This is a genomic window from Edaphobacter sp. FHG110511_03 (genome assembly GCF_059115365.1).
Map to the genome: position 1 here is coordinate 1,655,236 of NZ_JBZYWL010000001.1, position 11,183 is coordinate 1,666,418.

11 protein-coding genes are annotated in these 11,183 nt (G+C 59.1%); 4 read left to right on the top strand and 7 right to left on the bottom strand.

Translation table 11 applies throughout. The features are described from left to right. Positions 1-255: 255 nt before the first annotated feature. The 3 genes from AC5S26_RS06780 to AC5S26_RS06790 form a co-directional block, all read right to left on the bottom strand. Positions 256-2,664, bottom strand: coding sequence for a phosphoketolase family protein (locus AC5S26_RS06780; RefSeq protein WP_494184088.1), 2,409 nt, complete (start codon positions 2,662-2,664; stop codon positions 256-258). A gap of 71 nt (positions 2,665-2,735) precedes the next feature. After that, on the bottom strand, positions 2,736-3,941 hold the full coding sequence (locus AC5S26_RS06785) for an acetate/propionate family kinase (RefSeq protein ID WP_494184089.1): 1,206 nt from the start codon (positions 3,939-3,941) through the stop codon (positions 2,736-2,738). A 39-nt stretch (positions 3,942-3,980) separates the two neighbouring features. Beyond that, a complete protein-coding gene (locus AC5S26_RS06790; protein ID WP_494184090.1) occupies positions 3,981-5,759 on the bottom strand; it encodes a mechanosensitive ion channel family protein in 1,779 nt (592 codons plus the stop codon). A 124-nt stretch (positions 5,760-5,883) separates the two neighbouring features. Here AC5S26_RS06790 and AC5S26_RS06795 point away from each other — a divergent pair, with 124 nt between their 5' ends. From AC5S26_RS06795 to AC5S26_RS06810, 4 genes are all read left to right on the top strand, one after another. After that, positions 5,884-6,294, top strand: coding sequence for an ArsR/SmtB family transcription factor (locus AC5S26_RS06795; RefSeq protein ID WP_494184091.1), 411 nt, complete (start codon positions 5,884-5,886; stop codon positions 6,292-6,294). Positions 6,295-6,319: 25 nt separating this feature from the next. Further along, entirely contained in the window at positions 6,320-6,775 is a 456-nt protein-coding gene (locus AC5S26_RS06800; protein WP_494184092.1) for a GyrI-like domain-containing protein, read from the top strand. 36 nt (positions 6,776-6,811) lie between these two features. Beyond that, positions 6,812-7,306 carry an SRPBCC family protein gene (locus AC5S26_RS06805; RefSeq protein WP_494184093.1) on the top strand — a complete coding sequence of 165 codons (495 nt, stop codon included), beginning with the start codon at positions 6,812-6,814 and terminating at the stop codon, positions 7,304-7,306. A 147-nt stretch (positions 7,307-7,453) separates the two neighbouring features. Further along, the gene (locus AC5S26_RS06810; protein ID WP_494184094.1) at positions 7,454-7,780 is read left to right on the top strand and encodes a hypothetical protein; all 327 of its coding nucleotides are present in this window, start codon (positions 7,454-7,456) and stop codon (positions 7,778-7,780) included. A 21-nt stretch (positions 7,781-7,801) separates the two neighbouring features. On the opposite strand, the gene AC5S26_RS06815 is transcribed toward AC5S26_RS06810, so the two are convergent. From AC5S26_RS06815 to AC5S26_RS06830, 4 genes are all read right to left on the bottom strand, one after another. Further along, a complete protein-coding gene (locus AC5S26_RS06815; protein WP_494184095.1) occupies positions 7,802-8,149 on the bottom strand; it encodes a DUF7684 family protein in 348 nt (115 codons plus the stop codon). A gap of 136 nt (positions 8,150-8,285) precedes the next feature. After that, positions 8,286-9,506, bottom strand: coding sequence for a beta-ketoacyl-[acyl-carrier-protein] synthase family protein (locus AC5S26_RS06820; RefSeq protein WP_494184096.1), 1,221 nt, complete (start codon positions 9,504-9,506; stop codon positions 8,286-8,288). A 23-nt stretch (positions 9,507-9,529) separates the two neighbouring features. Beyond that, positions 9,530-9,799: an acyl carrier protein gene (locus tag AC5S26_RS06825; RefSeq protein ID WP_494184097.1), complete on the bottom strand. Its 270-nt coding sequence runs from the start codon at positions 9,797-9,799 to the stop codon at positions 9,530-9,532. 119 nt (positions 9,800-9,918) lie between these two features. Next, a complete protein-coding gene (locus tag AC5S26_RS06830) occupies positions 9,919-11,133 on the bottom strand; it encodes a hypothetical protein (protein WP_494184098.1) in 1,215 nt (404 codons plus the stop codon). Between the last annotated feature and the right edge of the window lie 50 nt (positions 11,134-11,183).

Below are 11,183 nucleotides of genomic sequence, written 5' to 3' on the forward strand. Positions count from 1 at the left end.
GGCGTGGCCGGAATCCTCTGTCGATCTCTTCAAATCGCGCGGCGCTTCGCCAAAAACTCCGCATGAATTGATCTCTGAAGGCAATACAGGACTAAATTAGTCCTATATGCGAAGGTAGCATGACGCAACGCTTCCAGCAATGATGAGCGACAAATTTCGCAGGGTGTGAACGGATCGCACAAGAAAGAGACCTCTGCAAGGATGACCTTGCAGAGGTTCGGAGAATTCAGGTGATTCTTTGGCTGATGGCGAAGGTTAGAAAGGCCACTTCCAGTCGGTGATCTCCTTGCGATCGATTCCGTTTTCGTGGGCGTAGTTGACGCTCTCGATGATCTGGTCTTTGAGCCACTCCTTGAGGTGCGCGGCGGAAGACTGCAGTGCGGGGACACGGTCGATGACGTCGATAGCGATGTCGAAGCGGTCGATCTGATTGAGGATGGCAAGTTCCAGCGGTGTGTTGATATTGCCCTGCTCCTTGTAGCCGCGCACGTGGATGTTGCTGTGATTCCTCCGCTTGTAGGTGAATTTGTGGATGAGCGAGGCGTAGGCGTGGAAGTTGAAGATGACGGGCTTGTCGAGGGTGAAGAGGGAGTTGAACTCGCGCTCGGGGAGGCCGTGGGGATGCTCGGTATCTGGCATGAGGCGGAAGAGGTCGACGACATTGACGAAACGGATCTTGAGGCCGGTGCAGTGTTCGCGGAGGATGGCGGTTGCGGCGAGGGCTTCGGCGGTAGGAATGTCTCCGGCGCAGGCGATGACGACGTCGGGTTCAGTGCCGGCGTCGGTGGAGGCGAAGTCCCAGATGCCGATGCCCTTGGTGCAGTGCTTGATGGCCTCGTCCATGTCGAGGTACTGCAGGTGAGGAGCCTTATCGGCGACGATGACGTTGACGTAGTTTTCGCTGCGCAGGCAGTGGTCGGCGACGGAGAGAAGGCAATTGGCGTCGGGTGGAAGGTAGATACGGGTGACGTGCGGACTCTTGTTGGAGACGACGTCGATGAAGCCGGGGTCCTGGTGGGTGAAGCCGTTGTGGTCCTGCCGCCAGACGAGCGAGGTGATGAGGAGATTGATGGAGGAGATGGGGGCGCGCCAGCGGAGCTCGAGCTTGCTCTTTTCGAGCCATTTGGCGTGCTGGTTGAACATGGAGTCGATGATGTGGACGAAGGCCTCGTAGCTGGAGAGGAAGCCGTGGCGTCCGGTGAGGACGTAGCCTTCGAACCAGCCTTCGAGGGTGTGCTCGGAGAGCATCTCCATGACACGGCCATCGGGAGCGATGTCGGTTCCGTCGGCGTCCTCGGGGAGGATCTCGGCCATCCAGGTTTTAGGGCTGGCTTCGTAGACGACTTGCAGGCGGTTGGAGGCAGTCTCGTCGGGGCCGAAGACGCGGAAGCTGGTCATGTTCTGACGCATGACGTCGCGGAGAAAGGTTCCGAGGGTGTAGGTGGAAGAGACCTCGAGCTGGCCGGGCTTTTTGACGTCGATGGCGTATTTGCGGAAGTCGGGCATCTCAAGCGGCTTGCGCAGAAGGCCGCCGTTGGCATGGGGATTTCCGGTGATGCGACGCGTGCCTTTGGGGGCGAGCTCGCGAAGCTCTTCGATGAGGCGGCCCTTTTTGTCGAAGAGCTCTTCGGGCTTATAGCTCTTCAACCACTGCTCGACCTGCTTGAGATGTTTGGGACTGGTTTTGGGGTCGAGGATGGGAATCTGATGTGCGCGCCAGAAGCCTTCGACCTTGTGGCCGTCGACTTCTTTGGGGCCGGTCCAGCCCTTGGGGGTGCGGAGGACGATCATGGGCCAGCGGGGGCGCTCGGGTGACTTGGATTTGCTGCTGCGGGCTTTGGACTGGATGTCGCGAATCTCGGTGATGCAGCGCTCGGTGACCTCTGCCATGAGCTGGTGCATGAGCTCGGGATCGTCACCTTCGACGAAGTAGGGTGTCCAGCCGTAACCGCGGAAGAGGGCGTCGAGCTCTTCGTGGGAGATGCGGGCGAGGATGGTGGGGTTGGCGATCTTGTAGCCGTTGAGATGCAGGACGGGGAGAACGGCTCCGTCGCGGACGGGGTCGAGGAACTTGTTAGCGTGCCAGCTGGTGGCCAAGGGCCCGGTCTCGGCCTCGCCGTCGCCGACGACGACGGTAACGATGAGCTCGGGATTGTCGAAGGCGGCGCCGAAGCCGTGGGAGAGGCTGTATCCGAGCTCACCGCCTTCGTGGATGGAGCCGGGAGTTTCAGGGGTGCAGTGGCTGCCAATTCCGCCGGGAAAGGAGAACTGCTTGAAGAACTTCTGCATCCCGGCTTCGTCTTCGCTCTTGTCGGGATAGACCTCGGAGTAGACACCCTCGAGGTAAGAGTTGGAGAGGGTGGCGGGCGCGCCGTGGCCTGGGCCGGAGAGATAGATCAGGTCGAGGTCGTACTTTTTGATGAGCCGGTTGAGATGAACCCAGGTGAAGCTTTGGCCGGGGTCGGATCCCCAGTGGCCGAGCAGGCGGTTTTTAATGTGCTCGGGCTTGAGAGGCTGGCGCAGGAGGGGGTTTTCCTGAAGGTAGAGCATGCCGACGGAAAGATAGTTGCAGGCGCGCCAGTAGGCGTCCATCTTGCGGAGTTCGTCGCTGCTGAGGGGGCCTGCTCCTGGTTTCCTGGTTTTTTCGGGACGCGTTGCCGGCATGTGCGATCTCCTTCGAGTGAGGTAAAAGGACTCAACTTCAATGACCCGTCAGGCAGAAGTGGTGCAGGCGTTCAGTTTGCGCCGAGCATGCGCTGGACATGTATGGCGATCATCCAGTCTTCTTTGGCCGGAACGAGCAGAACTTCTGTTTTCGATTGAGATGCCGAGATCTTCTGTATAGGACTCTCTACATCCTTCTTTTCAGCGACATTTAACTCAGGATCGATGTGGATGCCCAGCGGGTGGAGTCGGTCGAGGATCTCCACGCGGGATTGGGAGTCATGCTCCCCGATGCCGCCGGTGAATACGATGGCGTCCAGACCCTCCAGAAGCCAGCTGAAGCTTCCTATGGCCTTACGAACGCTGCGAGTAAAGACGGCGATGGCGAGCTGTGCCTGCGCATTGCCCTCAGCTGCGGCCTTGCGGGTGGATTGCATGTCGTTGGGGAGGCCGGAGAGCGCGGCGATTCCGGAGTTGTGATTGAGGAGCTGCTCGACGGAGCCGAGGGCCTGGTCGCGGTCGCCCTGCATCTGGCGCAGAAGATAGAGGACGAGGCCGGGGTCGAGATCGCCGGGGCGGGTTCCCATGACGACCCCCCCGGTGGGAGTGAGGCCCATGGTGGTGTCGATGGAGCGGCCCTCCATGAGGGCCGTGACGCTGCAGCCACTGCCGAGATGGGCGATGGCCATACGTTTTGGGATGGGTGCGCCGGATCGGCGCATCTGCTCAACGATGGATTCACAGCTGAGGCCATGGGCGCCATAACGCCGGACGCCCTGCTTCCGGTATTCAGAGGGAATGGGATAGGCGGTGGCGACCTCGGGCATGGTCTGATGAAAGATGGTGTCGAAGCAGGCGAAGTGCGGGATACCGGGGAAGCGTGCCATGGTTTCGCGGATGATTTTGACGGCCGAGGGATCGTGGAGCGGGGCGAAGAGGGCGGCTTTGTCGAGGTCGTGCAGTATGGAATCGTCGATGCGGACGTGGTGATCCAGTTTTGGCCCGGGATGCACGACGCGGTAGCCGACGGCATGGATGGATGGAGTACCGGATTGGGTGACGGCCTCGACGACCTTCCCGATGGCTTCGACGGAGTCGTTGGCCTGGATGCTGGATGGAGGAGATTTTTTGCCGCTGGGGTGAAAGCTGAAGGTGGCGTGACCGGAACCGATTCCGAGGGCTTCGCCCTCATACAGAGAGCGAGGGGATTCGCCGTCGGCGGCAAAGATGGAGAACTTGATGGAGGACGATCCGCTGTTGATGACGAGCAGGTTCAAGATGATTCCCCCCGTTGGCTAACTTTGTTTCACTCCGGATTAGGATGCGGCAGCTTCGTCGTCTTTGCGCATGAGGTCGATGACGGTTTGGTAAAGGCGGTTGCGTACGTTGAAGCGGTCGCCGGCGCGAGTGATGTAGCGGACGATGAGATCGATTCCGGATGAGGCCGGGCGAAGATCGACAGAAGGCTCGGCGCTGAAGTGGCTGAGGTCATGGGACCCGGTGGCTCGCTGCCACTCGTAGATTGCAAGCTTGGTAGTCTTCTCGGTCTCCAGCCGAACAGCGGTGCGGATGGCTTCGATGACCTTATAGCTGTGCTCACTGGGGGGGATGTTGACGTGAATTTCATCCCAGAGCCATTGGCCAGAGGTGGAGAAGTTGAAGTACTGCCCGCGGATGGCGAAGCTGTTGATGAAGTTGATGCGGCGACCGGTGGGATGGCCATTGTCGGTCCAGTTGCCGGTTTCGAGCAGCGAGGTACGGAAGAGGCCAACCTCGAGGACTTCGCCGCCTACGCCATTGATCTCGACCCAGTCGCCCACGCGAATACCGTTCTTGCCCATGAGGACAAACCAGCCGAAGAAGGCGAGGATGAAGTCCTGGAAGACAACGGTGAGGCCGGCGGTGACGAGGCCGAGGATGGTCGGCATCTGGCTGGGGACCCCGAAGATGATGAGGATAACGAGAAGCAATGTAACGAACTGGATGGCCAGGACAGCGATGGTGCGTAGCGTAAGCAGGGTGCGGCGGTCGATCTTCAGCCGGTCGAGAAGCTTGCCGACGAGGACGGTGATCACGGCGGAGCAGAGGAGGAGGAAGGCGATCGCCGCGACGGATTGAAGGATGAGATGGACAACGATCTGATGCTGGCGTCCGACCTGATCTACCCATCGTCCGTAGACGGCGGAGAGCTCCTTCTGGGTTTGCACGCGATCATCGAGAATGGAGCGGATCTGCGAGAGGGAGTGCATCTGCGCGAGGCGCGCGACGCGGGACATGGCACCGGCGTTCTGGCCGTTGGGAGAATTTGCGGCGTTCAGCTTCGCTTCAATCTCGGCCTGTTGAGCGGCCAAGGATGCTGCATCGGCATTGGCCTGCGCCTGAGCCTGGGCGATGGAATCTGTGCGGCTGCGCTGGTCAAACCAGGCAGAGATGCGGCCTGCGAGAGTGCGGTAACCCTTCGCGGTCTGTACGGCTGAAGGACCGGCGGCATCGGCCTGCTCGTCGCGCTTCTTCATCGCGGCCTGGCGAGTGGCGAGCTCGCGCTGAATCTCGTCGCGATGGTCTCCACTGAGACGGGCGAGCTCTTCGTTGGCATCGTCCAGATTGTCGCTGTCGAGCTGCAACTGCGCCTTGGCGATGTCGAGGTCATCACTGGTGGGAGCGGCCGTGCCAGGGACAGTGGGGTTCTTCAGTGCGGCGGTGAGGCTGTCGACCTTGGCCTGATCTTCCTTGATGACTGCCTGCAGGGCAGTGACCTTCTGCTGAACCTCAAGCGCCTTGCCAGTCAGCGTACGGGTATTGAGCGTGGCCTGGCGGAGAGCGTGGGCGAAAGCCTGGTCGACTTCGTGATCGGCGAGCCGCTCGGCTTCCCGGGCGAGGCGCTTTTCTTCGGAGGAGACAGCGAGAGGGGAGAGCGCCTCGATGGTCTGCCAGGGACGTTGATCGACAAGGCTGCCCGCGGTATTTCTGGAAAGTCCCTTACCCCTGAGGAAGGGCAGGTTGGCCATGGAACCCCGGGTAAGAAAGAGACCGATGAGAGCGGCGACGAGCAGGAGGGCCGGGACAATAATAGATAGACTCTTCAACGCCTTCATCTTCCCACCCTATACCGGGAGGGCGGTGGTCTACAAAGGGGGGCGTTTAGGCTCGATGAATTTTAATTGAACCCTTGACGAAGCCTGGCTGTCCTGTGTATATAACCGATAGGTTATAAAACTTATGAGTTATGGAATAGTAGCTGCGAATGGACGGGCAGAACATCTGGACGCGATCTTCGCGGCGCTTGCGGATTCAACGCGGAGATCGATCCTGGCGCGACTGATTCAGGGAGAGGCCACGGTGATTGAGCTGGCGGAGCCGTATGCGATGAGCCAGCCTGCGATTTCAAAGCACTTGAAGGTGCTGGAGAGGGCGGGGTTGATCTCGCGCGGGCGGGATGCGCAGCGGAGGCCGTGCAGGCTGGAGGCGAGAGCACTTGAGGAGGCAAACGAATGGCTGGAGCGCTATCGGGAGTGCTGGGAGCAGAACTTTCAACGCCTGGATGCCCTGCTGGAAGAGATGAAGGCTGAAGAAGGACGAACGAGAAGTGTGAACACACGACAGAAGAGAAAGAGCCATAAAGGGAACTGAGACGAAGCCCACAAAAGGAGATGGCATGAACCTCACAACAGAACCTGAGATTGTAACCCAACCCGAAACTCACTACGCGTTTCTCGAAAGAGTCGGGCCGTTCTCCAGCACTGCTGGCCAGGCCTGGCAGGACCTGCATCGACTTGAGCCCGCCATTTCAAAACACAATCGGATCAACGGAGCCATGGCCCTCTACAGGGTGGGACCGAAGATCTATCGCGCCGGCTTCCTGCTTGCAGCCGCGCCGCAACAGTTGCCGCCCGATGTCCAATACCTGCAATTCGGGGGCGGAAAGTACAGCCGCTTCGTGCTGACCGGCCCCTATTCCAATTTGCCGGAAGCCTCTGGCCGCGTGTGGTCGATCGTTTCCGAAAAGCAGATTCCTTTGCGTGATGACTTCGCCATCGAGAACTACATGAACGACCCAAGGACGACACCAGAAGACAAATTGATGACCGAGATTCTTGTTCCAACTGCCTAATCCAGGCCCCAACCAAAATATTCCGAGGAGGACAGAATGCTGACGAGAGAGACAGGAAAACTGAAGCTTGCTGCGACGGGCGATCGCGAGATCGTTATGACCCGTGATTTCAACGCGCCACGCAAGTTGGTGTACGACGCCTGGACGAAGCCCGAATTGTTGAAGCGATGGTTGGCCGGCCCGGTTGGATGGACGATGACGGTGTGCGAGATCGACCTGAAGGTCGGAGGATCGTATCGCTACGAGTGGACCCATGAGAATGGAAGTCAGATGGGCATGGGAGGCGTTTACCGCGAGATCGTTCCTGAGGAGCGCCTGGTGGCGACGGAGAAGTTTGACCAGTCGTGGTATCCCGGTGGCGCCGTGACAACGACGATCCTGGTCGAGGAAAAGGGAGTGACGACGGCGGAGACGACGGTCCGGTATGACTCAAAAGAAGCCCGGGATGGTGTGCTGCAGTCACCGATGGATACGGGCGTGGCGGCGAGCTACGACCGGCTGGAGAAGCTGCTGGAGACGAGCTTCGCATAGATGAGAATATTCCGGCATGAGCTTGGCGCTCATGCCGGAACTGCTTCGTATTCAACTCAGGAGGAAGAGAGATGAGCGAGACCGGAACATCGCAGCGCTGGGGGCCGCAGTGTCGTCGCCGTGGTCGTGGGGATTGCGGTCGGCGCAATGCTCAGTCTTGGCGTTGATGAGGTATTGCATGTAACAGGCGTGTATCCGCCGTGGGGCAGGCCGATGTCTGATGGGTTGTTTGTATTAGCGACCGCTTATCGGCTTCTCTTCAGCGTACTGGGCTGTTATGTCATTGCCAGACTCGCGCCCGACAGGCCGATTCTGCACGCACTGGTGGGAGGAACGATTGGACTGGTTCTTTGTATTGGAGGAGCCGCCACCACGTGGAACACGGACCTTGGGCCGCACTGGTATTCGGTATTGCTGGCGGTGACGGCGTTACCATGTGCCTGGATTGGGGGCGCCTGCGGACTGGGACAGTGAAGGAACATACAGCTTGAACGGCTAACGGCGCGTATTTCCAAGGAGAGTGTCGCTAATTTTGTTTCGCCACAGCATGTTCTTGACTGAGATTGCTACCCATTCGACGTCGTCTTGTAATTTGGCCTCTGACGGCCATGCACAATTTTGAAAGAACCAAGCCGCTTTACGTAGCGATTCCCGCTCGTGCCAAGTCGTCATGATCAGCTTTTGCAAAGGGTTTTGAGCACTGATCTCAAATGGAATGATCACTTGGTCGAACAGATCGTGAACTCGCTCGCAATCGGGTCCCCACGCGCAAAAATAGCAAAGGCCGATTGGAACAATCCCTTGCCGTTTCAAGGATCTTATTGTCAGACAGACCTGACGCATTCATTGCTAACAACAAAACAAAGGGTTTCGAAAGCCAGCTAAGGCATGACGGCAAAGATTCTATGTCAGGGACATTACCAACTTGGAAGATTCGACTGTCCCCTTTTCACTCTGATGGGGTTTAGCTGCACGGAAGCTACCGCCAGGAGCGGAGGGCGATGACGGCGTTGAGGCCACCGAAGGCGAGTGAGTTGGAGAGAGCGAGCGTCGGACCGGTTGGCCGCGGTTCGTTGATGATGACATCGACGTTCAGCGAAGTATCTGGATTGGTGACGCCGGCGGTTTGAGGAAGGCGTCCTTCCTGGAGGGCAAGTAGGGTGGCGAGAGCTTCGAGTGCGCCGCTGGCCCCGATGGAGTGTCCATGCAGGGCTTTGGTGGCGCTTATGGGGATGTGTGTGGCGCGGGCTCCGAAGACCTGGTGAATGGCCTTGGCTTCGGTGGCGTCGTTGGCCTGGGTCCCGGTCCCGTGGGCGTTGATGTAGCCGACGTCTTCGGGCGAGGCGCTTGCATCGGCCAATGCTTTGCGCATGGCGGCGGCGGCGCCTTCGGCCTGGGGCTGGGTGATGTGGTTGGCGTCGGCGGACATGCCGAAGCCGACGATCTCACCGAAGATAGGGGCATTGCGGGCCTGGGCGGATTCGAGTGTCTCGAGGACCAGCATGGCGGCTCCTTCGCCGAGAGTCATACCATCGCGGTCGGCTGCGAAGGGGCGGCAACGTGTAGGGGAGACGACACGCATGGAGTCCCAGGCGCGGTAGAAGCCCCAGCTGAGGGGTGCCTCGTGTCCACCCGCAATGGCTGCGGTGGACATACCGGACCTGACCATATGGAACGCAAGACCGATGGCATGGGTCGCGGAGGCACAGGCGGTGGAGATGTCGAGCGTGGGGCCGGTAATTTTGAGATCGATGGAGATGTTGCTGGCACCGGCCGACGACATGGTGCGAACGATGGTGAGTGGATGCGCTCGGGCGTTGCGGGTATAGAGCCCTTTGACTTCGTGTTCTTCTGAGGAGCGGCCCCCGCAGGCGCAGCCCATGATGATGGCGATGTCGCCTGGAGCGTGGTGCTTCATCAACTCTGCCTGTTGCGCGGCCTGGCGTGCGGCCACGATGGCGAATTGCGTGTTGCGATTGGTCGCGGTGATGATGCCGGAGTCGAGGTGCTGGGCAGGATCGAAGTCGAAGACCTGCGCAGCCTGGGTATAGCGGATGCCGGGATTTCCGTCAGGCGCGTCAGGGACAGCGGCGATAGGCGCGACTCCGCTTGCCGCCGAAAAGAGAGCCTGGCGAAAGGCGGAGACGGAGGAGCCGATGGGAGTGATGCAGCCAAGTCCTGTGATGACGACACGGTTCACGAAAAAAGAGGGCTCCCTGTGCGTTACGGCGTGGCGGCTGTGGCCGGCGGCGTTTTCTTAGCGGCTACGAGTTGGTCGACACCGCGAACGACGTCGCCAACTGTCTTGAGAGAGCCGAGAGATTCGTCCGGAATGGCGATATCGAAGGCCTCTTCGACCTCGAAGGAGATATTGATCTTATCGAGGGAGTCAATATTAAGTTCTTCGAAGGTGGTATCGGGGGTGATGGTGTCAGTGGGGATGTTCTTGGCCTTGGCGATGATTGCGATACAGCGTTGTGTGGTGTCGTCCATGAGGCTCCCCCTTTCTGTCTGGATGCTCAAAGTTACAGGGATGCTTTGTTAGTGTAAAGCAGCTACCGACATAGAGGTATCCGAGAGATTCCTTCCTGGGCGATTAACGGGTTGAGATTTCAGTGAGAATGAATGGTTTCGAGAGCGGACTGGAGGGGAACCCCGCCGCTCAGCTTGATGTGCAAAACAGCTTCGAACGGCTTGATAACTCCACTGGTTTTCCCAACGCGATCGGTGATCTGGCGCACGTTCTCGGGGGTGCAGGCGAATTCGACGGCTGCCTGAGTACCGTTGGTGGTGAGCCCGGTGAAGATTGCGATGCGGCGGTTGGCTTCAATTCCGGGAATCGATGCGATGATGGCGTACTCGTCATTGGGCGAAGCAGGGACAAATCTTTGGGGTTCGCCAGAATGCGGGTGGCGGTTAAGGATGTAACCCTTGTCGTTGCCATCCAGTTCAATCGCGAAGTCGGATGTGGTGGAAAGGTCCTGCAGGGCGCCGTTCTGGCTGGGGGCTCCGACGAAGACAAGATTGCGTAATTTGGCTTCGTCCCAGGTGACCAGGCGGCTGCGTTTCAGGGTGAAGTCGGCATGATGGGTATCGAATACCCGGGTCAGCTCGTGGATGGCAGTGGCCTCGCCGGTCCCGGTGTAGGTCTCATCGGGAGTTCCGGGATATTCCAGTGAGTCCGCCATATCCGCGTTAGGAACCAGCTTGAGTCCCGTATACGGTGTGCCTTTGAAGAGAGGGTTGCTGTAGATGATCAGGGGCGAGTCGCCCACGAAGAAAGGCTTCCAGAAGGTATCGACATCAGACCGGGGTACGGCTGAAAGACGGCGCTCCAGCAGAAGACCGCCCAAGCCCCCGATGAGGAGACAGAGCAAAGCACCGGCGATCCCTTTCCAGAGGTGCTGGCGGCTGGATGAAGGCGGCGGATCGGCTACTGTTTCGAGCAACGGGTCCTCGAGGGAGAGGGATGCTGCATGTAGCGGTGGGGCAAATGCGGTGTGATTCGTTGGGCGAAAGACGGGGAGGTAGTGGCCTTTGGGGATCTCGACGAGGAGCTCTTCGTTGTTTCCCTCGCTAGAGAAATAAGCGGCCAGCTTCAGACGGAGGAGCCGTGCCTGAGAACGCACGATGCTGTCGTCGCTGGAGTTGTATCCCGGTATGCGATGAAAGACGTGAACGCCGATCTGCTGCTCGGTGGCTTCTTCGGGAGCTTCGCGCAAACTGCAGTCGACTACATAGAGGAAGAACTCAACCAGTTTGGGAGAAGAGCTGAGGTGAGGACTTGCTATGACACGTTGAGCTAAGGCCCAACGCGGATCATTCATCGTTCCTCCAATGAATGAATGGCTGACGACAGTTCCACTCACAATATTCA

Coding starts and splice junctions, on each gene's coding strand:
- AC5S26_RS06780 (WP_494184088.1), bottom strand. CDS start 2,664: ATGCCGGCAACGCGTCCCGAAAAAACCAGGAAACCAGGAGCAGGCCCC.
- AC5S26_RS06790 (WP_494184090.1), bottom strand. CDS start 5,759: ATGAAGGCGTTGAAGAGTCTATCTATTATTGTCCCGGCCCTCCTGCTC.
- AC5S26_RS06795 (WP_494184091.1), top strand. CDS start 5,884: ATGAGTTATGGAATAGTAGCTGCGAATGGACGGGCAGAACATCTGGAC.
- AC5S26_RS06800 (WP_494184092.1), top strand. CDS start 6,320: ATGAACCTCACAACAGAACCTGAGATTGTAACCCAACCCGAAACTCAC.
- AC5S26_RS06805 (WP_494184093.1), top strand. CDS start 6,812: ATGCTGACGAGAGAGACAGGAAAACTGAAGCTTGCTGCGACGGGCGAT.
- AC5S26_RS06810 (WP_494184094.1), top strand. CDS start 7,454: ATGCTCAGTCTTGGCGTTGATGAGGTATTGCATGTAACAGGCGTGTAT.
- AC5S26_RS06815 (WP_494184095.1), bottom strand. CDS start 8,149: ATGCGTCAGGTCTGTCTGACAATAAGATCCTTGAAACGGCAAGGGATT.
- AC5S26_RS06825 (WP_494184097.1), bottom strand. CDS start 9,799: ATGGACGACACCACACAACGCTGTATCGCAATCATCGCCAAGGCCAAG.
- AC5S26_RS06830 (WP_494184098.1), bottom strand. CDS start 11,133: ATGAATGATCCGCGTTGGGCCTTAGCTCAACGTGTCATAGCAAGTCCT.